Source organism: Bradyrhizobium sp. cf659 (assembly GCF_900113725.1).
Lineage (GTDB): Bacteria > Pseudomonadota > Alphaproteobacteria > Rhizobiales > Xanthobacteraceae > Bradyrhizobium.
Genome location: NZ_FOQJ01000010.1, coordinates 43084 through 65984 on the forward strand (window position 1 = coordinate 43084; position 22901 = coordinate 65984).

At 64.2% G+C, this 22901-nt stretch carries 23 protein-coding genes and 1 tRNA gene; 11 read left to right on the plus strand and 13 right to left on the minus strand.

What is annotated here, in order from left to right:
- The first annotated feature begins 3 nt into the window (after nt 1–3).
- From BM118_RS30655 to ptsN, 5 genes are all read left to right on the plus strand, one after another.
- A complete protein-coding gene (locus BM118_RS30655) occupies nt 4–738 on the plus strand; it encodes an LptA/OstA family protein (RefSeq protein ID WP_177234852.1) in 735 nt (244 codons plus the stop codon).
- Between the two features lie 201 nt (nt 739–939).
- Nucleotides 940–1962: an LPS export ABC transporter ATP-binding protein gene (gene lptB, locus BM118_RS30660; RefSeq protein WP_092190322.1), complete on the plus strand. Its 1023-nt coding sequence runs from the start codon at nt 940–942 to the stop codon at nt 1960–1962.
- Between the two features lie 90 nt (nt 1963–2052).
- Nucleotides 2053–3666, plus strand: a complete 1614-nt coding sequence (gene rpoN / locus BM118_RS30665) for an RNA polymerase factor sigma-54 (RefSeq protein ID WP_092190324.1) — start codon at nt 2053–2055, stop codon at nt 3664–3666.
- Nucleotides 3667–3822: 156 nt separating this feature from the next.
- On the plus strand, nt 3823–4434 hold the full coding sequence (hpf, locus tag BM118_RS30670; RefSeq protein WP_092190326.1) for a ribosome hibernation-promoting factor, HPF/YfiA family: 612 nt from the start codon (nt 3823–3825) through the stop codon (nt 4432–4434).
- A 222-nt stretch (nt 4435–4656) separates the two neighbouring features.
- The gene (gene ptsN / locus BM118_RS30675) at nt 4657–5118 is read left to right on the plus strand and encodes a PTS IIA-like nitrogen regulatory protein PtsN (RefSeq protein ID WP_027514736.1); all 462 of its coding nucleotides are present in this window, start codon (nt 4657–4659) and stop codon (nt 5116–5118) included.
- 73 nt (nt 5119–5191) lie between these two features.
- Here ptsN and BM118_RS30680 read toward each other — a convergent pair whose 3' ends face one another.
- Entirely contained in the window at nt 5192–5830 is a 639-nt protein-coding gene (locus BM118_RS30680; RefSeq protein ID WP_092190328.1) for a TetR/AcrR family transcriptional regulator, read from the minus strand.
- A gap of 283 nt (nt 5831–6113) precedes the next feature.
- On the opposite strand from BM118_RS30680, the gene BM118_RS30685 reads away from it, so the two are divergent.
- From BM118_RS30685 to BM118_RS30695, 3 genes are read left to right on the plus strand one after another with little or no spacing between them, the layout of a single operon-like run.
- Nucleotides 6114–6917 (plus strand): SDR family NAD(P)-dependent oxidoreductase, encoded by an 804-nt coding sequence (locus tag BM118_RS30685; protein WP_092190330.1) that lies wholly within the window; start codon nt 6114–6116, stop codon nt 6915–6917.
- A gap of 36 nt (nt 6918–6953) precedes the next feature.
- On the plus strand, nt 6954–8084 hold the full coding sequence (locus tag BM118_RS30690; protein WP_092190332.1) for a DUF5938 domain-containing protein: 1131 nt from the start codon (nt 6954–6956) through the stop codon (nt 8082–8084).
- 57 nt (nt 8085–8141) lie between these two features.
- Nucleotides 8142–9680 (plus strand): AMP-binding protein, encoded by a 1539-nt coding sequence (locus tag BM118_RS30695; RefSeq protein WP_092190334.1) that lies wholly within the window; start codon nt 8142–8144, stop codon nt 9678–9680.
- Between the two features lie 228 nt (nt 9681–9908).
- On the opposite strand, the gene BM118_RS30700 is transcribed toward BM118_RS30695, so the two are convergent.
- The 9 genes from BM118_RS30700 to BM118_RS30740 all read right to left on the minus strand — a co-directional run bounded on the left by BM118_RS30700 (nt 9909) and on the right by BM118_RS30740 (nt 19013).
- On the minus strand, nt 9909–11168 hold the full coding sequence (locus tag BM118_RS30700; RefSeq protein ID WP_244550277.1) for a hypothetical protein: 1260 nt from the start codon (nt 11166–11168) through the stop codon (nt 9909–9911).
- A 335-nt stretch (nt 11169–11503) separates the two neighbouring features.
- The gene (locus BM118_RS30705) at nt 11504–11776 is read right to left on the minus strand and encodes a BQ00720 family protein (RefSeq protein WP_011083553.1); all 273 of its coding nucleotides are present in this window, start codon (nt 11774–11776) and stop codon (nt 11504–11506) included.
- A 51-nt stretch (nt 11777–11827) separates the two neighbouring features.
- On the minus strand, nt 11828–12253 hold the full coding sequence (locus tag BM118_RS30710) for an Hsp20 family protein (protein WP_011083554.1): 426 nt from the start codon (nt 12251–12253) through the stop codon (nt 11828–11830).
- Between the two features lie 340 nt (nt 12254–12593).
- The gene (locus BM118_RS30715; RefSeq protein WP_092190337.1) at nt 12594–13679 is read right to left on the minus strand and encodes a sn-glycerol-3-phosphate import ATP-binding protein UgpC; all 1086 of its coding nucleotides are present in this window, start codon (nt 13677–13679) and stop codon (nt 12594–12596) included.
- A gap of 20 nt (nt 13680–13699) precedes the next feature.
- Complete coding sequence (gene ugpE, locus BM118_RS30720) at nt 13700–14548, minus strand: sn-glycerol-3-phosphate ABC transporter permease UgpE (RefSeq protein ID WP_092190339.1); 849 nt, start codon at nt 14546–14548, stop codon at nt 13700–13702.
- A complete protein-coding gene (gene ugpA / locus BM118_RS30725; RefSeq protein ID WP_092190680.1) occupies nt 14548–15429 on the minus strand; it encodes a sn-glycerol-3-phosphate ABC transporter permease UgpA in 882 nt (293 codons plus the stop codon). Before ugpA ends, ugpE begins: the two co-directional genes overlap by 1 nt.
- 49 nt (nt 15430–15478) lie before the next feature.
- On the minus strand, nt 15479–16795 hold the full coding sequence (ugpB, locus tag BM118_RS30730) for a sn-glycerol-3-phosphate ABC transporter substrate-binding protein UgpB (RefSeq protein WP_092190341.1): 1317 nt from the start codon (nt 16793–16795) through the stop codon (nt 15479–15481).
- Between the two features lie 378 nt (nt 16796–17173).
- On the minus strand, nt 17174–18379 hold the full coding sequence (locus tag BM118_RS30735) for a CaiB/BaiF CoA transferase family protein (RefSeq protein ID WP_092190343.1): 1206 nt from the start codon (nt 18377–18379) through the stop codon (nt 17174–17176).
- Nucleotides 18380–18587: 208 nt separating this feature from the next.
- Complete coding sequence (locus BM118_RS30740; protein ID WP_011083560.1) at nt 18588–19013, minus strand: organic hydroperoxide resistance protein; 426 nt, start codon at nt 19011–19013, stop codon at nt 18588–18590.
- Nucleotides 19014–19165: 152 nt separating this feature from the next.
- Here BM118_RS30740 and BM118_RS30745 point away from each other — a divergent pair, with 152 nt between their 5' ends.
- Nucleotides 19166–19627, plus strand: a complete 462-nt coding sequence (locus BM118_RS30745; RefSeq protein WP_177234853.1) for a MarR family winged helix-turn-helix transcriptional regulator — start codon at nt 19166–19168, stop codon at nt 19625–19627.
- An 11-nt stretch (nt 19628–19638) separates the two neighbouring features.
- On the opposite strand, the gene BM118_RS41835 is transcribed toward BM118_RS30745, so the two are convergent.
- The 3 genes from BM118_RS41835 to BM118_RS30760 all read right to left on the minus strand — a co-directional run bounded on the left by BM118_RS41835 (nt 19639) and on the right by BM118_RS30760 (nt 20598).
- Nucleotides 19639–19881 carry a GIY-YIG nuclease family protein gene (locus tag BM118_RS41835; protein ID WP_177234854.1) on the minus strand — a complete coding sequence of 81 codons (243 nt, stop codon included), beginning with the start codon at nt 19879–19881 and terminating at the stop codon, nt 19639–19641.
- Nucleotides 19882–20012: 131 nt separating this feature from the next.
- A tRNA-Ala gene (locus tag BM118_RS30755) sits at nt 20013–20088 on the minus strand.
- A 99-nt stretch (nt 20089–20187) separates the two neighbouring features.
- Complete coding sequence (locus BM118_RS30760) at nt 20188–20598, minus strand: TIGR02300 family protein (RefSeq protein WP_092190349.1); 411 nt, start codon at nt 20596–20598, stop codon at nt 20188–20190.
- Nucleotides 20599–20759: 161 nt separating this feature from the next.
- Between BM118_RS30760 and aroA the strand changes: the two genes are divergently transcribed.
- Together aroA and cmk are read left to right on the plus strand one after the other, a co-directional pair.
- The gene (gene aroA / locus BM118_RS30765; protein WP_177234855.1) at nt 20760–22097 is read left to right on the plus strand and encodes a 3-phosphoshikimate 1-carboxyvinyltransferase; all 1338 of its coding nucleotides are present in this window, start codon (nt 20760–20762) and stop codon (nt 22095–22097) included.
- Nucleotides 22094–22732: a (d)CMP kinase gene (gene cmk, locus BM118_RS30770; protein ID WP_092190353.1), complete on the plus strand. Its 639-nt coding sequence runs from the start codon at nt 22094–22096 to the stop codon at nt 22730–22732. Before aroA ends, cmk begins: the two co-directional genes overlap by 4 nt.
- Nucleotides 22733–22901 lie beyond the last annotated feature (169 nt).

Here is a 22901-nt window from a genome sequence, read left to right on the forward strand (position 1 = left end):
TTCATGATCAGGTTTTTTTCGCGCAGCGACAGCAAATGGTGCGCCGTCATCGGTGCGGCCGCGTTGGCCGTCGGCGTCGCGCTGATTGCAGCAGGCGCGGCCATCGCACAGAGCACGATGCAAGGCGTGCCGAACGCGATGCAGGGCTTCTCGCAGAACCGCGATCAGCCGATCCAGATCGAGGCCGCTTCGCTCGAGATGCGCGACAAGAAGAAGGAGGCGACCTTCGCCGGCAACGTGAAGGTCGTGCAGGGCGACACCACAATGACTTCGAAGACGCTGGTGGTGTTCTACGAATCCGGCGGCGACAAGCCCGCCACGCCGCAGCCTGCGGCCAAGGGCGCCAAGGCGGCGCCGATGCAGTCGGCGACGCCGGGCCCGGGCGGCAGCTCGTCGATCAAGCGGCTGGAGGCGCGCGGCAATGTCGTGGTCACCCAGAAGGACCAGGTGGTCACCGGCGACACGGCCGTGTTCGACACCAAGACCAACCTCATCACCATGCTCGGCGGCACGGGCCAGGTGGTCCTGACGCAGTGCAAGAACGTGCTGCGCGGCGACCGTCTGATGGTCGACATGACGACGGGCGTGTCGCGTGTGGAATCCGACAATGGCAGGGTGCAGGCCCTGCTGCCGCAGGGCGGCGGCAATGATTGTGGCCCGGGCGGGCAGGGCGGCAAGCCCGGTGCGGCGTCGCCCCTGCAATTGCCCGGCGCAACTAAACCGAAGCAAACTCAATAGCTTGTGTCGAACGCTCCCGATCCGAGGTTGAAGCTTGCCCGGCGAGACTGTATTTAGCGCGCAGGGCTTTCGAAGCGGGGTCCGCCGCTTATCGGGCGTGTTTCACTGGGCATGAGACATCCCTTCACTCATGTTGCGCCGGTCAATCGCAAGGCCGGTGCGGCAGCTCGCGCATAGACCGCGAAAGGCTAGAAGGCGGGGATGGTCGATCTTTTCAGCATGTTCCGTCGGCGCCCCGCCAAGCGCGGCCGGCCAGGATTTGCACGCGGGGACATCACCGCGCTCGGTGACAGCGTCGGCGGGCTGGTGGCCAGCCCGGTGCGGGATGCGCCGCCGATCGCCCGTGACCAGCCGATGCATGCGCCCGACCAGTTCCAAGGCGACTACCAAGCCGACTTCCCGGCCGACTATCAAGCCGAGCCGCCGCGGGCGCAGGCGGTTCACCCGGTCAGGGCCGCCGGCAGGCCGAACGGCGCCGGCGGGCCGCAGCTTCTGAAGCGGCCGGGCTTCCTGGCTGTGCATAGCGTGGAAAAGGCCTTCGGCAGCCGCCAGGTGGTGCGCGGCGTCAGCATCTATGTGCGCCGGGGCGAAGCGGTCGGCCTGCTCGGCCCGAACGGCGCCGGCAAGACCACCGTGTTCTACATGATCACCGGCCTGATCAAGGCCGATCGCGGCGCGATCGAGCTCGACGGCCACGACGTCACCAAGCTGCCGATGTATCAGCGCGCGCGGCTCGGCATCGGCTATCTGCCGCAGGAAGCCTCGATCTTCCGCGGCCTCACCGTCGAGCAGAACATCCGCGCCGTGCTCGAAGTGGTCGAGCCCTCGCGCAAGAAGCGCGAGCAGCAGCTCGACTCGCTGCTCGACGAATTCAACATCACGCGCCTGCGCAAATCGCCGTCGATCGCGCTGTCCGGCGGCGAGCGGCGCCGCGTCGAGATCGCGCGCGCGCTGGCGACGCGTCCGAACTACATGCTGCTCGACGAGCCCTTCGCCGGCATCGATCCGATCGCGGTCGGCGACATTCAGGATCTCGTCCGCCATCTCACCAATCGCGGCATCGGCGTGCTCATCACCGACCACAATGTGCGCGAGACGCTCGGCCTTACCGATCGTGCCTACATCGTCTATGCCGGGGAAATCTTGACCGAGGGCAGCCCGGATGAGATCGTCGCCGATCCGGACGTTCGCCGCCTTTACCTTGGCGAGGAATTCCGCCTCTAGCCTTTTTTTGCGTTACGTCAAGACGTGTACATCAGGCTCAGACTAGGATAAGCAAAAATCGGACCAACTTTTTGGATCGGTTCTTGCTTCATGGCGCTCACGCAGAGATTAGAGTTCCGGCAATCGCAGTCGCTGGTCATGACGCCGCAGCTGATGCAGGCGATCAAGCTGCTGCAATTGTCCAATCTCGATCTCACGACCTTCGTGGAAGAGGAACTCGAGCGTAATCCGCTGCTGGAGCGGGCCAATGACGAGGCCCCCGGCGGGGAAGCCCCGGCCGAGGCCGGCCAGTTCAGCGATTCCGACGGCGGCCACAATGACGAGCCCGGCGGCGGTCCGGGCGAGGCGTTCGAGCCGGGCCAGGAAGAATGGATGAGCAAGGATCTCGGCACCCGCGCCGAGATCGAGCAGACCCTGGACACGGGTCTCGACAACGTCTTCTCCGAGGAGCCGGCCGAGGCCGCGGCGCGCAACGCCCAGGACGCGGCGCCGACCACCTATACGGAATGGGGTGGCGGCGCCTCCAGCGACGAGGACTACAATCTCGAGGCGTTCGTCGCCGCCGAGGTCACGCTCGGCGACCATCTCGCCGAACAGCTCTCGGTTGCATTCACCGCACCCGCGCAGCGCATGATCGGCCAGTACCTGATCGATCTCGTCGACGAGGCCGGCTATCTGCCGCCGGATCTCGGCCAGGCCGCCGAGCGGCTTGGCGCCCCGCAGCAGGACGTCGAGGACGTCCTGGCCGTGCTGCAAAAATTCGATCCGCCCGGCGTCTGCGCGCGCAATTTGAGCGAATGCCTGGCGATCCAGCTCCGCGAGCTCGACCGCTACGATCCCGCCATGCAGGCGCTGGTCGAGCATCTCGATCTCCTCGCCAAGCGCGACATCGCGGGCTTGCGCAGGGTTTGCGGCGTCGACGACGAGGACATCGCCGACATGATCGGCGAGATCCGCCGTCTCAACCCCAAGCCCGGCATGAAGTTCGGCTCGGCGCGTTTGCAGACGATGGTGCCTGATGTCTATGTCCGCCCGGGTCCTGATGGCGGCTGGCATGTCGAGCTCAACAGCGACACCCTGCCGCGTGTGCTGGTCAACCAGACCTACTATTCCGAGCTGTCGAAGAAGATCGGCAAGGACGGCGACAAGTCCTATTTCACCGACGCGCTCCAGAACGCCACCTGGCTCGTGCGTGCGCTCGACCAGCGCGCCCGCACCATCCTGAAAGTTGCAACCGAGATCGTGCGCCAGCAGGACGGCTTCTTCACCCACGGCGTCGCGCATCTGCGGCCGCTGAATCTGAAGGCCGTCGCCGACGCGATCCAGATGCATGAATCCACGGTGTCGCGCGTCACCGCCAACAAATACATGGCGACCAATCGCGGCACGTTCGAGCTGAAATATTTCTTCACGGCCTCGATCGCCTCGGCCGACGGCGGCGAGGCGCATTCGGCCGAAGCCGTGCGCCACCACATCAAGCAGCTGATCGATTCGGAAGAGCCGGCCGCGATCCTGTCGGATGATACCATCGTGGAACGGTTACGCGCCTCGGGCATTGATATTGCCCGCCGCACGGTCGCGAAGTACCGCGAAGCCATGCGCATTCCTTCCTCGGTGCAACGCCGCCGCGACAAGCAGAGCGCTCTTGGTAACGTCCTCTCCACCGCAATGTCCGATCGCTCCCGCAACCCCGAGCCGGCCTGATTGCGCTGGCGCCAAATCGCGCTACTCTCGACCTCCCATCGAGACCGATCCATGCGTGCGCATGATCCGGACCCGGAGGGCCGCGCTGGCGCAGAATGTGCAGCGGTTATCCGTATGGATCACGCGCAGACAAGAACCTAACCAGGTGAGGTTCACATGACTCTCCGCATCTCGGGAAAGAGCGTCAGTGTCGGCGAGGCCCTGCGCGGCCGCGTCTCCGACCGGACCGAAGAGGTCTTGCGCAAATATTTCGACGGCAATTATTCCGGCCACATCACGCTGAGCAAGGATGGCTTCGGCTTCCGGACCGATTGCGCGCTGCATCTCGATTCGGGAATTACGCTGGAGGCCGATTCGAACGCGCCGGACGCCTATGCCAGCGCCGACCAGGCCCTGGTGATGATCGAGAAGCGGCTCAAGCGCTACAAGAGCCGGCTCAAGGACCGCTCGGCCCGCAAGGCCCATGTCGCCTCCGCCGCGCTCGCCGCCATGGATGCCACCAGCTACGTGCTGGAGGCGCCGGGCGAGGGTGAGGACGAGGACGAGGTCACCGGCTACAGCCCGGTGATCATCGCCGAGGCAACCACCTCGCTGAAGCAGCTCTCGGTCAGCGAAGCCGTCATGGAACTCGACCTCAGCGGGGCACCCTGCCTGGTATTCCAGCATGGCTCCAGCGGCCGGGTGAACATCATTTACCGCCGGGCCGACGGCAATGTGGGCTGGATCGACCCGCCCGGAGGCAAGGCAGATGGCAAAGTGGGCGGTTAGGGCCGGATTCGGGCCCCGTACGATCCGCAGGCCTTCACAATGACCGGGGCAAAGCCGCACGCAGGAGTTGGCACCGGGATTGCGTTGGAGTAGAAGCGCCCCACATCAGGACCGGGGCTAAGTCCCCCTCCTGCTTCACCTTCTTGACGCCGGCCCGGCGTGGTTTCTCTCCAAGCTGGCCAATTCGGAACCTGACGGTTTAATTCACCTCGGAAACCCTCCATGCCGATTACCGATCTGGTCGCACCCGAGGCGATTCTCCCGGCATTGAAGGTCAACAGCAAGAAGCAGGCCTTGCAGGAGCTCGCGGCCAAGGCTGCAGAGCTGACCGGGCAGAACGAGCGCTCCGTGTTCGAGGTGCTGCTGCAACGGGAAAAGCTCGGCACCACCGCGGTCGGCTACGGCGTCGCCATTCCCCACGGCAAGCTGCCCAAGCTGGAAAAGATCTTCGGCCTGTTCGCGCGCCTCGATCGCCCGATCGATTTCGAGTCGATGGACGGCCAGCCGGTCGATCTCGTCTTCCTGCTGCTCGCCCCCGAAGGCGCCGGCGCCGATCATCTCAAGGCGCTCGCCCGCATCGCCCGCCTGCTGCGCGACCAGGACATCGCCAAGAAGCTCCGCGCCTCGCGCGACGCCCAGGCGATCTACTCGGTGCTGGCCCTGCCGCCGGCGACGGCGGCGTAACGCCTCGCATTCACCGCGGCCATTCCCGGACAGAAATTTTTGGCCACGCCTTCGTTGGCGCCGCTCGTTTGCTTCAGCAGACCGTCGGCAGCAGGCGCCGGACTTCGTCGAGCAGTTCGGGAATCGCCGTCTTGTCACCCGCGAGGTGCTTGAGCAGCGCACTCTGGAATAGGCCGTCGAACAGCGCATAGAGCGCGGCCGGCGACGACACCGGCCGCTTGCCGCCGAGCTCGGCATAGCGGGAGGCGATGCGCCAGATCATCGCTTCCAAACTCTTGTCGATCTCGAGTACATCCTTGCGAAACGCCGCCTCGAACATCGCCTGCGAGCGCAGGTCGTACCAAAGACGGTGCATACGGGCTTCGTTCTGCAGCGTTGCTGCGAGCTTGGCGAGGAAGCCCTCCGTCAGTTCGTCGCGGCTCGTTGCTGTCGCGACGACCTCGTCATATCGCGTCACGCACTTCGCCTTGTAGTGGCGGACGCAGCAGCAGATTAGGTCGAGCTTGTCGCTGAAATAATAGTGGAACACGCCGTGCGTGAACGCCGAGTTCTGCGCGATTTCGCGCAGGCTGGTGCGTGCGAAGCCGAGCTCTCCAAGCGTTTCGAGCGCGGCCTCGGCAAGCTCGATGCGCCGCGCGTTGAACTTCTCGTCGCGCAGCACCTCGGCCGCATCAGCCACACGCCGGGCCGCCCCCGTCACCTGCCGCGCCATCTCGTCCCTTCCTCAGTCCCGTTCTTTCAAGGACTTATACCGCGTCGACCGCGGAATGCTCCATCCCCTCACAACCACTTCCTTTGACAACTGTCAAATTCGTTCTTGACAAGTGTCAAGATTCTGGCGGAGCTTCGCATCAAGAATTTGGACAGTCGTCAAGACGTCCGATCATGGAGGAACGCTTCGCTGGGTGCCGCCGAAAGGCCTGCGCCCATCGACCTGGTGCGCGCCGATTGGCGCAGCCCGAATCGATCGATCACCAGCAACGGAGGAGTGCGTCATGAGTGGGAAGAGCCTTGCAGGCAGGAAAGCCCTGGTCACCGGCGGTGCCCGAGGGATCGGCGCGGCCATCGCGCAGGCGCTGGCGCGAGCCGGCGCCTCGATCATGATCGCCGACATCCTGGAGGAGGCCGGCCGCGCCAGCGCAGCCGCGATCGCGAAGGAAGATGTCGCGACGGGCTTCGTCCAGCTCGACGTCACCGACGACGCGCAATGGGAGAGGGCGGTGGCCAAGACCATCGCCACCCTCGGCGGCTACGACATCCTCATCAACAATGCCGGCATCGAGATCACGTCGCTGATCTCCGAGGTCAAGGCCGAGGACGCGCGGCGGATGTGCGACGTCAACATCGTCGGCACCGTGCTCGGCATGAAGCACGCATTCCGCGCGATGCGGCCGGGCGGACCGGCCGGCAAGGGCGGCGCCGTCGTCAACATCGCCTCCGTCGCGGCGACGATCGCCTTCCCGAGCATCGCGGTCTATTCCGGCACCAAATCCGCGGTCGACCGCATGACGCGGGTTGGAGCGATGGAAGCGGGCAAGCTCGGTTTCGGCGTGCGCGTCAACTGCATCTATCCCGGCCTGATCCCGACCGAGATGGGCATGCAGCTGGCCAACGACATCGTCAAGATCGGTCTCGCGCCTGACGTCAACGCCGCAGTCGGCTCGGTGGTGGAGCAAACCCCGCTCGGCCGTCTCGCCGAGGTCACGGACATTGGGGACGCCGCGGTGTTCCTGTGCTCGAACGAGGCGCGCTTCATCACCGGCATCGGACTGCCGGTCGATGGCGGCATGGGCATGTAGCAAAGAACCTGACAACGAACATTTCGGAGGAACGCAATGAGCGCGAAGAAGCCCGTCATCGTCTATGGCGCGTCCGGCTACACCGGCCGGCTGGTCTGCGAATACTTACGCGAGTACAACATCCCCTTCATCGCCGCCGGCCGCAGCGCCGAGAAGCTCAACGCCGCGATGAAGGCGAACGTGGCCGGCATCGAGACCGCCGACTACGAGGTGGTTAAGGTGCCGCACACAGTGAGCGCACTGACCGAGTTGTTCAACGGCGCCTCGGTGGTGCTCAACACCGTGGGCCCCTTCGCCAAGTTCGGCGGCGAAGTGGTGCAGGCTTGCCTCGCTTCCAGGTGTCACTACACCGACACGACCGGCGAGCAGGACTGGCTGATCATGCTCGAGCAGGAGTGGGGCACGAAGTTTGCCAATGCCGGCCTGCTGTTGGCACCAGGCATCGCACAGATGTACACCACCGGCGAGATCGCCGCGCAGCTGTGCCTGGAGACGCCCGGCCTCGACACGCTTGATATCGCCGTGTTCTGGGGTGGCAGCCCGACCATCGCATCGACGCAGACCATTTTGGTCAACGCCGCGATGGCCAAGGCCTACTATCTGGAGCAGAACAAGTACGTCGAGCACCAGCCCGATGCCGGCCTCTACAACCTCGCCATCCCCGGCCAGCACGAGCTGGCGCTGGCGCTGCCCTGGGGCGGCACCTCGCACCCGGTGTGGTTCAAGCGCGATCCGCGCGTGGCCAACGTGAAGGTGCTGGGCGGCGTGTTCAACCGCGCGCTGATGCTGGGCGTGCCGCAGATCGTCGCCGCTGCGCTGCAGGCGACCAAGGACATGAACCCCGACGACCGCTACGCCGCATTGGCGCAGACCGCCGCCGGTGTGATGAACACCATGCCGCCGCGCGAGAACCCGCGCGTCAACAAGTCGCTGGATTCGGTGTATGCCTCCGGCCCGTTGGGGCGCGCGCACTGCATCATCTACGGCAACAGCAACTACAAGCAGACCGGCTTGCTGCAGGCTTATGCCGCGGCGCATCTGCTGCAGCAGCCGCCGAAGCGCGTGGGCTTCGCCTCCGGCTGCCAGGCGTTCGGCCATCACGAGCTGCTCGGGCAATTGCGCAGCTTCGGGCTCGTCAGCAAGCCTGTTCTGACCGTGCACGATTAAGTAAATCATGGGTGGCGCGGTCCTCCGCGTCACCCGCTGCCACTTCGGGTGTTGATCATGCGCTTCATCGACTATCTCGACAAAGGTGCCTCGCTCGGCCCCGACGCGCCGTGCCTTACCATGGATGGACGCGACCTCAGCTATGGCGAGGTGCAGCGGCTGAGCTACCGGTTTGCGCGCGGGCTCGCGCGATCGGGAATTGCTGCTGGCGAGAAGGTCGCAATCCTCTCCGGCAACGATCCGGTCGCGTTTGCCTGCGTGTTCGGCATTTCCCGCGCCGGCTCGGTCTGGTGCCCGATCAATCCGCGCAACGAGGCGGCCGAAAACCGGCTCATCCTCGACCAATTCGACTGCAGCCTGCTGCTGTTTCATTCGAGCTTCGCGCCCATGGTCGAGGCGGTGCGTGCGGAGCTGCCAAAGCTGCGCGCCCTCGTCTGCCTCGATGCCGAGTTACCCTTCGCGCCCTCGTTCGACGGCTGGCTCGCCGGCCTCGCCGACGACCACTATCAACGCGAGACGGTCGACGATCTCGCGATGATTCCCGGCACCGGCGGCACCACCGGCAAGCCGAAGGGGGTCATGCTGTCGGGCCGCAACATCGAGGCCATGACGGCACTGACGCTGATGGGCTATCCCTTCAAGGGCCGCCCGGTCTATCTCGCGCTCGCGCCGCTGACCCACGCGGCCGGCGTGCTGTGTTTCCCGATCATGGCGCTCGGCGGCCGCATCGTGATCATGCATCACCCCGACATCGCCGAATTCCTCGATCTGATCGAGCGCTACCATGTCACGCACACCTTCCTGCCGCCGACCGTGATCTACATGCTGCTCGATCATCCGAAGCTCGACTCCGCGAAGCTCGGGTCGCTGCAATGCTTCTGGTACGGCGCGGCGCCGATTTCGGCCGCGCGGCTTGCGGAGGCGCTCCAGCGTATCGGGCCGATGGCGCAGTTGTTCGGTCAGACTGAAGCGCCGATGATGATCTCGATGATGGCACCTAGCGAGCATTACAATGCCGACGGCACAATCGCGATGGAGCGCCTCGCTTCGGCCGGGCGGATCAGCCCGCTGGTGCAGGCCGGCATCATGGATGGCGACGGCAATTTGCTGCCGAGCGGCGCGCGCGGCGAGATCGTGGTCCGCGGCTCGCTGGTGATGGAGGGCTATTACAAAAATCCCGAGGCCACGGCGGAGGCCTCCGCGCATGGCTGGCACCACACCGGAGACATCGGCTACATCGACGGCGACGGCTACCTCTATATCGTCGATCGCGCCAAGGACATGATCATCACCGGCGGCTTCAACGTCTACTCGATCGAGGTCGAGAACGCGCTACGGGCGCATGAGGCGGTGCAGGATTGCGCCGTGATCGGGCTGGCGGACGAGAAATGGGGTGAGCGGATCGTCGCCGTGGTGCAGCCCCGCGCCGGCCAGAGCGTCGATGCGACGGCGCTGGCGGCCTTCGTCAAGCAGCGGATCGGCAGCGTCAAGACACCGAAGCAGATCGAAGTCTGGGACGATCTGCCCCGCTCCAAGGTCGGCAAGGTGCTGAAGCCGGACATCCGCGCGCGGCTGGCAGGTCGTTCAGGCGACTGAGTCTTGTACTCATAGACACAACGTCTGCCTTCAACCAGTCGACGTAACGCTGGCGTTAAATCTCTCTGCTGGGTTTCAAATCCTGGCCCTGGGGACGCCATGCCCGCTACTAGAGGCGAACCGGACGTGGGTCGCTAGTTCGGGAATGTCTGCAAATGGACCCTTTGCGGACATATCGGAATCAAAAGGACCAAAAGAGAGGCGGAGACGAGAAGCACCGCGACTCAACTACGGGAGTCCTTTTGTCACCGTAAAGGGATTGAACCCACGTTCCGCGAGGGCAGCCCACGAAGCTGCGCCAAGATGTGACAATCGGAAATAGAGTCGCGGCTTGGTCGGATCAGTGTCCAACACGAACCCGGTCGGTAACTCGCGGACAGTTGTGGCATAGAACCCACCATCCGGCGACCTCTGGGATTCGATTACAGCGATCAACGAGTTTGCCCTCCCAGTCCTGCCGAGCAATTTCATCAAGAGAGCCATTTGGCACGTCCCTTCGGTCCACACACCGTCTCGGTCTTCACCGTAAGAAAAGCCCTCGTCGACACTCATTCGCTGTTCGGCGGTCGTAATTGCCGATGCAAATTTCTCGACCGCTCCGTGGAGCGCTATTAAAGGCCAGACCTGAGCATCGAGAGCCAAAATCGGATTGTGGGTGACGCCGTCTTCAGCGGTCCCTGCAGCGAAACAGGCGCATGCCGGATTCCACATCGTATTTACGAAGTACTCAGCAGCCGTTGCCTTATCACGCCAGCGCGAATCCCCTGTACGGATCGCGAGAAGGCCAAACGCGGCGGCGAGGTCAGTATTATGTTCAGTCGATTTCCACGCCCGCACTTCCGGCGTCGGTTCGTGCCCAAACGTACCGCCCGTGAAACCGCCAGTACCGCGCGTATCGGCCCATTGCGCGACCCAGGCGCCAAGCCGTGCAGCACCATCGCGGAACCGAGAGCCGGCGTTCACATCGTCAAGCGACAGCAACGCCAACATGGCCCATGCCATGTTACCATTGTCGCTGCCCACCTGATATCGATCCTCTAACCATTTGTTCTGGGCATTGTCCCACCACCCCGGAAGTTTGACGGGGCCATTCGCCACCACACCTGCGGCGTAAGCGTTCCGGAGCCGTCCATCATGCCAGGTGCGGTCGTTATCGATGGCCCAGAGAAGCGCCGAGCCAATCCGATACGCTTTGTCTTGCTCACCGCAACCGACCAACGCGATGGCGGCTACCGCATTGTCATAGAGGTAGGCGGCGCCATGCAGAGGCCCCGATTCGACGGTCGGATAGCTGGGTAGGAACAAGGGCCCTGATGGCGGTCCCTTATCAATCAGACCAGCGAGGTATCCGCACGCTGACGCGTTTGGTGCTGCTGAAGCCTGTAGCGGAGCGGCGGCCACAATGATTGTGAAAGTCGTGACGATCCATGTGTGAAGGCAGAGCCCGCGATAACGGTAGAAGCAATAAGCAATTGGTTCCGGTAGCATTTCGCTGCCTCTCGCGCCTTTTCAACCAAGATAGGCTTTGGGACATCGGGAAGAAAGCCGGTCAGGATCGAGTAAAAACATCGTGCCTTCATCTTCAATGGCAGTTTATGGCCCTTAGCGGACGTGCCGCGACGGAGTTTTCTTGTCCGTTTTGGGGATGAAGCGGGACTGCATGTCAGGAGCTGAAGCGACGGCTTCGAGAGTCCACGCCCTAGCACGCGCCCTCACCGTGAGGGGTCTCGTCATCTGCCAGGCGCCAAAAAAATACGCGGGCCGCCTCGAGGCTTGCCCGCGTATTTGAATTCGTCAACCGCGCACGACTGCGCGCGCGTGCGTCAGTGCACGCTCACCGCTTGCAACTCGTTGCTCCAGGCGTTGGCGACTGCGGCTTCGCGGCTGTCGGTCAGCATGATCGGCGTGCCGTCGGCGGCGTGGAGCGCGAAGAGCTTCAGGCCGGGCGCAATCTTCGGAGCCTCGGGGAATAGCCCAGGCACGTCCTCGGAGCGGATCTGCTTCACATAGGCGATATGGCCTTCGCCGAGTGTTGCCAGCGTCTCCGGAGAGACATTCTTGGCTTCGTATTCGAACGCAACGTGACCTTCACTCATGGTCTCGACTCCTTCACAGAAACTAAGCGGTCGAGTCCGCTACTCGTTCCATTATTCGTGCTCATTGATAGCGATTGTCTTAACGATCCTCTCCGGTTCAGGCCGGGCAAGATCGATCGACAGCAGCCCGTTCTTCAGATCCGCACCTAGCACCAGCATCCCCTCCGCCAGCACGAAGGTGCGCTGGAAGTGGCGCGCGGCGATGCCGCGATGGATGTATTGCCGGGTCTTGTCGTCCTGCTGCCGCCCGCGGATCACGAGCTGGTTTTCCTCAATGGTTACATCGAGTTGGTCGCGGGTGAATCCGGCGACCGCCAGCGTGATGCGCAAACGCTCGGGCTGGCCGTCCGACCGGTCGCACCTCTCGATATTGTAGGGAGGGTAACCGTCGGCGCCTTTGACGACCCGATCGAGCACGCGCTCGATCTCGTCGAAGCCCAGAAGGAACGGACTGGATAACGTGGGAACACGAGACATAGTTTACAAAGTCCTCTCGAAGCGACTTTGGCATTTCAGGGCCCGTAGAGGCGCCCCTTGGTCAGCAATATGGGCATATCCCCGTGTGGGTTCAAGGACGTAGCGCGGGGCTGTGGATTCAGTCCTTCGACCGTCGCCTGGCGAACAGATTCATCCGGATCGTCATGGCCGGGCTCGTCCCGGCCATCCACGACCTTCCCCGCGGCACCAAGAACGTGGATGCCCGGGACAAGCCCGGGCATGACGAATAGCGGTGTGATTTCCTCAATGAAAACAAGCCCCTTCTACTGTGCATGGGGTTGTTTTCGCGGTTTTTGATCGAGGGGCCCCTCGGAACCGGTCAGGCCTCCAGCCGCGTTCGCCCGTCGCCGCTGAACAGGTGCAGCTTCGGCCGTATCGCGGCGACGCGGATTCTCGCGCCGATGGCGGGGGCCTCGGTTCCGGGAATGCGGACGATGACCTCGCCGGGCGGCAGCTCGCCGGGGTTGGCGGCGACGCGCTGTTCCTCCTGCTCGCGGGAACCGTAGACGAAGGTTTCGGCGCCGACGCGCTCGATCGCTTCCACGGTGAGCGGAAGCGCGACGCCGCCGGCCGGGGTCTGGTCGGTGATGACGAAATCCTCCGGGCGGATGCCGAGGATGCCGGCCTCCGTCGCAGCACCATTGAGCTGCGATTTGATCTCGTCGGCGCGCGTCGACATCAAATTCATCGGCGGGGCCCCGATGAAGGAGGCGACGAAAGTCGTGGCCGGCTTCTCGTAGATCGCCAGGGGATTGCCGACCTGCTCGACCTGGCCGCCATTCATGACGACGAGTACGTCGGCGAGCGTCATCGCTTCGAGCTGGTCGTGGGTGACGTAGATCGAGGTCGTGTTGAGCCGGCGCTGCAATTTGCGGATCTCGACGCGCATCGCGATGCGCAGCTTGGCATCGAGGTTCGACAGCGGCTCGTCGAACAGGAACACCTTCGGCTGGCGCACGATGGCGCGGCCCATGGCGACGCGCTGGCGCTGGCCGCCGGAGAGCTGGCGCGGCTTGCGCTCCAGCATCGATGTGAGCTCGAGCACGCGCGCGGCTTCCTCGACGCGGGTCTTGATCTCGGTCTCGGCCATGCCGCGATTGCGCAGGCCGTAGGCCATGTTGTTGTAGACGCTCATATGCGGATAGAGCGCGTAGTTCTGGAACACCATCGCGATGTCGCGATCGGCGGGCTCGATCTGGTTGACGACGCGGCCGCCGATGTCGATCTCGCCGCCGGTGACGGTCTCGAGCCCTGCGACCATGCGCAGCAGCGTGGACTTGCCGCAGCCGGAGGGACCGACCAGCACGCAGAACTGCCCGTCGGCGACATCGACGTTGACGCCCTTGATGGCCTCGAAGCCGCCGGGATAGGTCTTGCGGACGTTGCGCAGGGTGACGTTAGCCATGAAAACTCACTTGCAAGAACCTACTTTTCCGTCTCGACCAGGCCGCGCACGAACAGCTTCTGCATCGCGACGACGACGAACACCGGCGGCAGCATGGCCAGCACGGCAGTCGCCATCACGATCGGCCATTCGGTCAGCGCGTCGGTGGTGGTGATCATCTTGCGGATGCCGACCTGGATGGTCTGCATGTCGTCGCGGGTGGTGATGAGCAGCGGCCAGAGATATTGATTCCAGCCGAGGATGAACAGGATCACGAACAGCGCCGCCATGTTGGTGCGCGACAGCGGCAGCAGCGTGTCCCAGAAGAAGCGCAAGGGGCCGGCGCCGTCGATGCGTGAGGCCTCCAGCAATTCGTCCGGCACGGTCATGAAGAACTGCCGGAACAGCAGCGTTGCGGTGGCCGACGCGATCAGCGGCAGCGACAGGCCCGCATAGCTGTCGAGCATGTGCAGGTCGGCGACGATCTTGTAGGTCGGATAGATGCGCACCTCGACCGGCAGCATCAAGGTGATGAAGATGATCCAGAAGATCGCCATCCGGAACGGAAAGCGGAAATACACGATCGCATAGGCCGAGATGATCGAGATCGCGATCTTGCCGATCGCGATCGCCAGCGCCATCACCAGCGAGTTCAGCATCATGTTGCCGACCGGCTCGCGGGTCGAGCCGCTCGTGCCGACGAAGATGGTCTGGTAGTAGACCTCGAAGAAATGACCGCCGGGCAGCAGCGACATCTGCCCGTTCGCGATCAGCGCGTTGTCCTGGGTCGAGGCGATGATCGCGATGTAGACCGGGAACGCGACGATCGCGATCCCGATCCAGAGAATGAAATGGGCGACGTAGCGCCTGATACCCTCGTCTTCGACCATCAGTAGGTCACCTTGCGTTCGACGAAGCGGAACTGGATTCCCGTCAGCACGATGACCATGATCATCAGGATCACCGATTGCGCCGCCGAGCTGCCGAGATTGCCGCCGAGCAGGCCGTCCGAATAGACCTTGTAGACCAGCGTTTCCGTCGACTTGCCGGGACCGCCGCGGGTCATGGTGTCGATGATGCCGAAGGTGTCGAAGAAGGCGTAGACGATGTTGACGACCAGCAGGAAGAAGATGGTCGGCGACAGCAGCGGGAACGTCACGGTCCAGAACCTGCGCATCGGGCGCGCGCCGTCGATCGCTGCGGCTTCGAGCACGCTTTTCGGGATGGCTTGCAGGCCGGCGAGGAAGAACAGGAAATTGTAGGAGATCTGCTTCCAGGCGGCGGCGAGGATGATCAGCGCCGCGGCCTGGTCGCCGTCGAGCAGCGGATTCCAGTCGACGCCCAGGCCGCGCAGATAGCGCGACAGCACGCCCAGCGAGGGATGCAGCATGAAGATCCAGAGCACGCCGACGACGGGCGGTGCGACCGCATAGGGCCAGATCAGCAGCGTGCGGTAGAGCATCGAGCCGCGCAGCGGCTTGTCCGCCATCACGGCGAGCAGCAGCGCGAAGGACAGCGACGAGACGGCGATGGCGAACGAGAAGAAGAAGGTCCGGACGATCGCTTCGAAATAGGCGCGATCCCCAAACAGCTCGACGTAATTCTCGAACCAGACGAAGCTCGTCGACAGACCGAAGGCATCCTGGAGCAGGAAGGACTGGATCACCGCCTGCAGGGCCGGCCAGTAGAAGAAAATCAGAACGATCGCGAGCTGCGGCGCAACCAGCGCGTAGGGCAATAGCTTTGACTGGAAAATGGCTTGCTTTTGCATGATGTCATGGGAAGCGGCAGGCCGGGTCGCGGCCTGCCGCTTCAATGCCTCACTTGACGGCGGTCTTTTCGAACTGGCGCAGCATGGTGTTGCCGCGTTCGACGGCGGCGTCGAGCGCCTGCTTGGCGGTCTTCTTGCCGGCGAGCGCCTGCTCGATCTCTTCCGACCAGACGTCACGCAGCTGCACCATGTTGCCGAGGCGCAGACCGCGCGAGTTCTCGGTCGGCTCCTTGTTGGTCAGCTCGAGCAGCGGGGTCTCGAGATAGGGCTGATCCTTGTAGAAGCCCTCGGCCTTGGCTTTCTCATAGGCCGCCTTGGTGATCGGCAGATAGCCCGAGGCCTTGTGGATATAGACTTGGCGATCGGTGTCGGAGAGGAAGGTCAGGAACTTCGCGACGCCCTTGTATTCCTCGGCCGACTTGCCGCCCATGACCCAGAGCGAAGCACCGCCGATGATCGAGTTCTGCGGCGCGCCCTTCACGTCCGGATAATACGGCATCGGCACGGCGGTGAAGGCGAACTTGGCCTGCGCCTTGACGTTGCCGAAGAACGCCGACGAGGTCAGGTAGATCGGGCATTCGCCCGAGGTGAAGCGGCCCTCGCCGGTGTTGGTGCGGCCGGCATAGTCGTAGACCTTGGTCTTCTGGAGCTCGACCAGGGTTTCGAGATGCTTGACCTGAAGCGGTCCGTTGAACTCCAGCACGGTGTCGAAGCCGTCGAGGCCGTTGGCCTTGCTTGCCAGCGGCACGTTGTGCCAGGCCGAGAGCTGCTCGAGATTGACCCAGGTGATCCAGGAGCCCGAGAAGCCGCAGGTGTCATGACCTGACGCCTTCAGCTTCTTGGCGGCCTCGAACGTTTCGGGCCAGGTCTTGGGAATCCCGACGTTCGCCTTCTTGAGCTCGTCGAGGTTGACCCACATCACGGTCGAGGACGAGTTGAAGGGGAACGACAGCATCTCGCCCTTCGACGTCGAATAGTAGCCGGTGATGGCGGGCAGGTAGATCTTGGGATCGAACTTCTCGCCGGCCTCGGCCATCAGCTTGTAGACCGGCTTCACGGCGCCGGTCGCGGCCATCATGGTCGCGGTGCCGACTTCGAACACCTGCATGATGTGCGGCGCGTTGCCGGCGCGGAACGCGGCGATGCCCGCGTTCATCGTATCGGGGTAGTTGCCCTTGTAGGTCGGGATGACCTTGTAGTCGGTCTGCGACGCGTTGAAGTCGGTGGCGAGCTTGACGATGACGTCGTTGTTGGCGCCGGTCATCGCGTGCCACCACTGGATTTCGGTCACGGCCAGGGCCGGAGAGGCCGACATGCCGACCGTGATTGCAAATGCGGCAGCTGCCCCAAAGTGTCGAAGAGCCATCAAGAAAACCTCCCTTGCCCGTCAATAAAGAAGCGCTTGCGCTAGCAGCGCCATATGACGTTCACATGACTGTGTAAGCGGCCGAAACGAAAGCGGCAAGCGCGGGAAAAGGGAAGCTGTCAAATAGGCGAAGACGCCGCGGGCAGCCTCCTCCATTCGCGCTGCACATGCGTGCTCGCGCCGCAGTGCGGCATTGGATGATGTGGGGCAGGCGAGGCCGCGGGTTCGAATACCTCTCCCGCTTGCGGGAGAGGTCGCGCCGAAGGCGCGGGTGAGGGCTTTCTCCTCGGGGGATTGTCCAATTGTGGAGACTCCCTCCCCCGCAAGCGGGGAGGGAGCGCACCCGCGCTGCCGCTCGATCTCGTTCTCTTCGAAGCCTTAGCGCTTGCGCTCGGGACCGCAGACCGTGCCCTTCTTGACCATCGCGTCGATCTCGGCCTTGGAATATCCGAACTCGCCCAGCACCTCCGCCGCGTGCTGGCTGAATTTCGGCGGCAGGCGGCGCAGGCTCGGCTTGCTGCGATCGAGCCGGATCGGCGAGGCCACGCCCTTGTACCAATCCTTCTCGATGACATCGCCGCGGGCGATCGTGTGCGGGTTGGTCAACGCCTGGTCGATCTTCTGCACGGGGCCTGCGGGCAGGCCCGCTGCGAGCAGGCGATTGCAGAGCGGCTCGGCCTCGTGCTGGCTGAACACGGCGGCCAGTTCGGCGCGCAGCGCCTCGCGATTGGCGATGCGGTCCTTGTTGCGGGCAAAGCGCGGATCGGTGCCGAGCTCGGGCTTGCCGATCTCCTTGGCGAGCTTCCTGAAGGTGCCGTCATTGCCGACGCCGATGAAGATGTTGTCGGTCTTCGTCGGGAAGATTGCGTAAGGCACGAGGTTGGGATGCTCGTTGCCGGTCAGGCCAGGCGGCTTGCCATGCATGAAATAGTTCGCGGTGTGCGGATGCATGATGGCAAGGCCGGTCTCGTACAGCGTCGTCTCCAGGAACTGGCCCTTGCCCGAGCGCTGCCGCTCCGACAGCGCCATCAGGATGCCGATCGCCGCATAGAGGCCGGTCGTGATGTCGACCAGCGGCACGCCGATCCGCATCGGTCCGCTCTCGGGCGAGCCGGTCGCCGCGATCATGCCGGTCATCGCCTGGATGATGGCGTCATAGCCGGGATTGCCGCCGCGCGGACCATCGGCGCCGAAGCCGCAGATCCGGCAATGTACGAGGCGCGGGAATTTCTCGCGCAGCACCTCGTTGCCGATGCCCCATTTCTCCAGCGTGCCCGGCTTGAAATTCTCGATCAGGACGTCGGCCGTCTCCAGCATCTTGAGCAGCACGACGCGGCCGCCCTCGGAGGCGAGGTCGAGGCCGATCGAGCGCTTGTTGCGGTTGATGCCGATGAAATAGGCCGCGTCCTCCTCGTGGAAGGGAGGGCCCCAGTCGCGCACCTCGTCGCCGGCGGGCGGCTCGACCTTGATCACGTCGGCGCCATGGTCGGCGAGGATCTGGGTGCAGTAGGGGCCGCCGAGCACGCGCGTGAGATCGATGACGCGCAGTCCGCTCATTGCACCCGTAACGGCTTCAGAACTCATGCCTTCGCTTCCCCTGTGTCGATCGTTGGTCACAGGCCTAGCGAGGTTTTTTTGCGCCAGCAATGGCTTGTTGCGTAGGGCCGCATGCACCGCCGCGCGTCAATCCCGCGGCATGGCAAAACAGGATCTGGCAAAACAGGATCCGGCACAATCAAACGGAAGCGGCCGGCCCGAGGGGGATCCCGGGCCAGCCAATCCGCACTTTCGATCAGACGACCGTCAGGCGAACGTCGACATTGCCGCGCGTGGCATTGGAATAGGGGCACACCTGGTGCGCCTTGGCGACCAGCGCTTCGGCCTCGGCGCGGGCAAGGCCCGGCAGCGAGACGGCGAGGTCGATGTCGAGGCCGAAGCCGCCTTCGGAGCGCGGGCCGATGCCGACGGTCGAGGTGACGGCGGCGTCGGCGGGGACCTTCGGGCCGCCCTGCGAGGCCACGAACTTCATCGCGCCGATGAAGCAGGCGGCGTAGCCGGCCGCAAACAGCTGCTCGGGATTGTTGCCGGCGCCGCCGCCGCCGCCGAGCTCCTTCGGCGTGGTGAGCTTGACGTCGAGCGCGCCGTCGAGGGTCGCGGCATGGCCGTCGCGGCCGCCGGTGGCTTTTGCGCTGGTCTTGTACAGGACGTTCACGGACATTTTCGTCTCCCTGGGTTTCGGTGGGGTGCGATCTCTATCGCAGACAATTAGATTGTGCGCAATTGAAATTGCGACGTCTCACATTTAATTGTTCGCAATTGAATGTCCCGCCGCACGGCCCCACAATGCGGACAAACCTCGTGAGATTCTCCATGGCTCGGAAACACTCGGCAGCGGACGCGCCGCTGCGGCTCGACAACCAGATCTGCTTCGCGGTCTATTCGGCCGCGCATGCCTTCAACCGCGTCTACAAGCCGCTGCTCGACCGCCTCGGCCTGACCTATCCGCAATATCTGGTGATGCTGGTGCTGTGGGAGCGCGACGACGTGCCGGTCAAGGACATCGGCGAGAGGCTGTTTCTGGATTCGGGCACGCTGACGCCGCTGCTCAAGCGCCTCGAAGCCGCCCACCTGGTCAAGCGCACCCGCTCGAGCGAGGACGAGCGTCAGGTGCTGATCGCACTGACGCCGCAGGGCCACGCGCTGAAGGACAAGGCGCGCGCCGTGCCGCAGTCGATCCTGGCGGCGTCGGATTGCTCGGTGTCGGAATTGGTGGCGATGAAGGATGAGATCGTCGCGCTACGCGATCGGCTCAATGCGGTGATCGGGGAGTAGGGGGGCGGCGCTTACGACAGCCGCTTCTTCGTGAAGGCGCGGCCGGAGTGAGACTTCAGGTACGCCTCAAACGCGAGCGCCTTATGCTTGTCGGGGAAAGCGCAGTACCAGATCAGCTTCCAGGGCTTAAACTTGGCGGTGTGGGAAGACTTGCCCGCATTGTGTTCCGGAACACGCCGTTTCAAATCTTCCGTGGCGCCGATGTACTCTTGTTCAGGAAATTCGATGCTGCGGAGAATGTAGACGTACCACATTGACGGCTTTCGCCTGGGCAGTCGTTGAGGGGAGGCAATTCTACCAGTCCGTCTTCGCCCTTCGCCGGACACCACGCTTCGCCCTTCGGGCCCCGCGCGGCTGCGCCACGCGTAGCCCGAAGGGCGAAGCGTGGTGGAGCCAGGCGGGATCGAACCGCCGACCTCTTGCATGCCATGCAAGCGCTCTCCCAGCTGAGCTATGGCCCCTTAAGTCTTCCAGTGGGGAGGATCCTGGGGGATCCGTCCCGGCCGGCGAGCCCTAGGCGACTCGCGCGGTGCACCCTTTTTCACAGATCAGGGCTGATCTCAAGTCTCTTCATCGCCTCCGACATCACCAATGATGTCGGTCACGTCCTCATCGCCCTCTTCTTCGTCGGCAATGAAGGTCGAATCATCGTCATCGTCGTCGTCGAGGGTCTCGTCGACCTCGATATCGTCCTCCGATTCGGGCACGACGGCCTTGACCTTGCCGGTGTTCTCCTCGGCATCAGCCTCCTCGAGGGAGACCAACTCTTCGGCCTCCGCCGGCTCCGGCGTGGTGTCCGCAGCGGCCGTGTGGCGGGCTTCGGCGCCGCGAGTCGCGCGCGCAGGCGCCACGGGCGCGATCGGGACCACTTCGCCGGTATAGGGCGAGATCACCGGATTCTTGTTGAGGTCGTAGAACTTCTTGCCCGTGGTCGGGCAAATACGTTTGGTTCCGAGTTCGGACTTGGCCACGGCAGAGGAATCCTGGGAATGTCTGAAAAGCGGTGTTTCACTTGGCTAGTTGGCGGCCCGCTGTCAATAGCGCATTACGGGAGAAAGACATGCCGGTGACGGGGCGCGGACCATGTGGTACCTGCGCCCCAGCTCTCCGGGGCATATTCAAGGACACAATCTTGACCCATTCCGACCAACCGAGGCCGCTTCAGTCGCGCGCAAACGGTCCCCTGACCGGGAAAGTACGGGTGCCCGGGGACAAGTCGATCTCCCACCGCGCCCTCATCCTGGGCGCGCTCGCGGTCGGCGAGACCCGGATTTCGGGCCTGCTGGAGGGCGAGGACGTCCTCAACACCGCCAAATCCATGCAGGCGCTGGGCGCCAGGGTGGAGCGCACCGGCGATTTCGCCTGGAAGGTGCAGGGCGTGGGCGTCGCTGGCTTTGCCCAGCCCAAGGCGGCGCTGGATTTCGGTAACTCCGGCACCGGCTGCCGGCTGGTCATGGGCGCCGTCGCCGGCTGCCCGATCTCGGCGGTCTTCGACGGCGACGCCTCGCTGCGCAGCCGTCCCATGCGCCGGATCCTGGACCCGCTCGAGAAGATGGGCGCCAGGGTCGTCTCCGGCGGCGAGGGCGGCCGTCTGCCGCTGACCGTCCAGGGCGCGCGCGATCCGCTGCCGATCACCTACAAGACGCCGGTCGCCTCGGCCCAGATCAAATCCGCCGTGCTGCTCGCGGGCCTCGCGGCGCCGGGCATCACCACGGTGATCGAGAACGAGGCCAGCCGCGACCATACCGAGCTGATGCTGAAACACTTTGGCGCCGACATCACCTCCACGAAGGAGGGCCTGCACGGCCGCCGCATCACCCTCGTGGGCCAGCCCGAGCTGCATGGCGCCAATGTCGTGGTGCCCGCCGATCCCTCCTCGGCGGCCTTCCCGGTCGTTGCGGCGCTGATCGCCGAGGGCTCCGATGTCGTGCTGTCGGATGTCATGACCAATCCGCTGCGCACCGGCCTGTTCACCACGCTGCGCGAAATGGGCGCCTCGATCGAGGAGAGCGAAGTGCGCGGCGATGCCGGCGAGCCGATGGCGCAGCTGCGCGTGCGCGCGTCAAAGCTGCGCGGCGTCGAGGTGCCGCCGGAGCGCGCACCCTCGATGATCGACGAATATCTCGTGCTGGCGGTTGCGGCCTCGTTCGCCGAAGGCACGACGATCATGCGCGGCCTGCACGAGCTGCGCGTCAAGGAATCCGACCGCCTGGAGGCCACCGCCGAGATGCTGCGCGTCAACGGCGTCGAGGTCGAGGTTTCCGGCGACGATCTGATCGTCCAGGGCCGCGGTCACGTCCCCGGCGGCGGCACCGTCGCCACCCACATGGACCATCGCATCGCGATGTCTGCGCTGGTGATGGGCTGCGCCTCCGACCAGCCCGTGACCGTCGACGACACCGCCTTCATCGCCACCAGTTTCCCGGATTTCATTCCGATGATGCGTTCGCTTGGGGCCGAGTTTTCATGATCATCGCCATCGACGGGCCCGCGGCTTCGGGCAAGGGGACGCTGGGCAAGCGTCTCGCTCATCATTACGGCTATCGTCATCTTGATACCGGCGTGATCTATCGCGCAGTCGCCTACGCCTTGATGCAATCGGGCCATGATCTCCGCGACGAGGCGGCTGCGGTCGCGGCGGCGCTGGAACTCGATCCCGAAAAGTTCGGCGATCCCGCCCTGAAGACCCAGAAGGTCGGCGAGGGCGCCTCGATCGTCTCCGCGATCCCAAGGGTTCGCGAGGCCCTGGTCAATTTCCAGCGGCAATTCGCCGCCGATCCGCCCGGCGCCGTGCTGGACGGCCGGGACATTGGAACCGTGATCTGCCCTCATGCCGACGTGAAGATTTTTGTCGTGGCGGACCCCAAGGTTCGCGCCCGCCGCCGCACCATGGAGGCCAAGGCGCGGGGCGAGGAGGCGGACGAGGCGGCCGTGCTCGCCGACATCATCCAGCGTGACGAACGCGACAAGAACCGGCCGATTGCACCCCTGAAACCCGCCCCTGATGCTTACTTGCTAGATAACTCCCAACTCGATATAGAAGGCGGCGTCCGGGCCGCCATCGACATTATCGAGGCCGTCCGAGCGGGCCGGTCGCGGGGTTAAGCCGCAGCCGTCATTGGAGGAAGCGCCCGCTCCCGCTCTTTGAGGTCGATACCCCCGGTCCGCCTGTTTCGGGACCGGTGCGATCCAGGCTCCGGACAAAGATTTCCACGTATCGAACGCGCGGGCCTCAGCCGGCCCGCTTCCGCCGTTCCGGTGCCAGCCGGGGCAG

What these genes read in the sequence shown, in the direction of transcription:
- BM118_RS30745 (WP_177234853.1), top strand. Translation starts at nt 19,166, where the DNA reads ATGGCTCGGAAACACTCGGCAGCGGACGCGCCGCTGCGGCTCGACAAC.
- ptsN (WP_027514736.1), top strand. Translation starts at nt 4,657, where the DNA reads ATGCCGATTACCGATCTGGTCGCACCCGAGGCGATTCTCCCGGCATTG.
- BM118_RS41835 (WP_177234854.1), bottom strand. Translation starts at nt 19,881, where the DNA reads ATGTGGTACGTCTACATTCTCCGCAGCATCGAATTTCCTGAACAAGAG.
- hpf (WP_092190326.1), top strand. Translation starts at nt 3,823, where the DNA reads ATGACTCTCCGCATCTCGGGAAAGAGCGTCAGTGTCGGCGAGGCCCTG.
- BM118_RS30740 (WP_011083560.1), bottom strand. Translation starts at nt 19,013, where the DNA reads ATGTCCGTGAACGTCCTGTACAAGACCAGCGCAAAAGCCACCGGCGGC.
- BM118_RS30710 (WP_011083554.1), bottom strand. Translation starts at nt 12,253, where the DNA reads ATGTCTCGTGTTCCCACGTTATCCAGTCCGTTCCTTCTGGGCTTCGAC.
- ugpB (WP_092190341.1), bottom strand. Translation starts at nt 16,795, where the DNA reads ATGGCTCTTCGACACTTTGGGGCAGCTGCCGCATTTGCAATCACGGTC.
- cmk (WP_092190353.1), top strand. Translation starts at nt 22,094, where the DNA reads ATGATCATCGCCATCGACGGGCCCGCGGCTTCGGGCAAGGGGACGCTG.
- lptB (WP_092190322.1), top strand. Translation starts at nt 940, where the DNA reads ATGGTCGATCTTTTCAGCATGTTCCGTCGGCGCCCCGCCAAGCGCGGC.
- rpoN (WP_092190324.1), top strand. Translation starts at nt 2,053, where the DNA reads ATGGCGCTCACGCAGAGATTAGAGTTCCGGCAATCGCAGTCGCTGGTC.
- ugpE (WP_092190339.1), bottom strand. Translation starts at nt 14,548, where the DNA reads ATGGTCGAAGACGAGGGTATCAGGCGCTACGTCGCCCATTTCATTCTC.
- BM118_RS30690 (WP_092190332.1), top strand. Translation starts at nt 6,954, where the DNA reads ATGAGCGCGAAGAAGCCCGTCATCGTCTATGGCGCGTCCGGCTACACC.
- BM118_RS30655 (WP_177234852.1), top strand. Translation starts at nt 4, where the DNA reads ATGATCAGGTTTTTTTCGCGCAGCGACAGCAAATGGTGCGCCGTCATC.
- BM118_RS30715 (WP_092190337.1), bottom strand. Translation starts at nt 13,679, where the DNA reads ATGGCTAACGTCACCCTGCGCAACGTCCGCAAGACCTATCCCGGCGGC.
- BM118_RS30680 (WP_092190328.1), bottom strand. Translation starts at nt 5,830, where the DNA reads ATGGCGCGGCAGGTGACGGGGGCGGCCCGGCGTGTGGCTGATGCGGCC.
- BM118_RS30705 (WP_011083553.1), bottom strand. Translation starts at nt 11,776, where the DNA reads ATGAGTGAAGGTCACGTTGCGTTCGAATACGAAGCCAAGAATGTCTCT.
- ugpA (WP_092190680.1), bottom strand. Translation starts at nt 15,429, where the DNA reads ATGCAAAAGCAAGCCATTTTCCAGTCAAAGCTATTGCCCTACGCGCTG.
- BM118_RS30685 (WP_092190330.1), top strand. Translation starts at nt 6,114, where the DNA reads ATGAGTGGGAAGAGCCTTGCAGGCAGGAAAGCCCTGGTCACCGGCGGT.
- BM118_RS30695 (WP_092190334.1), top strand. Translation starts at nt 8,142, where the DNA reads ATGCGCTTCATCGACTATCTCGACAAAGGTGCCTCGCTCGGCCCCGAC.
- BM118_RS30735 (WP_092190343.1), bottom strand. Translation starts at nt 18,379, where the DNA reads ATGAGTTCTGAAGCCGTTACGGGTGCAATGAGCGGACTGCGCGTCATC.
- BM118_RS30700 (WP_244550277.1), bottom strand. Translation starts at nt 11,168, where the DNA reads ATGCTACCGGAACCAATTGCTTATTGCTTCTACCGTTATCGCGGGCTC.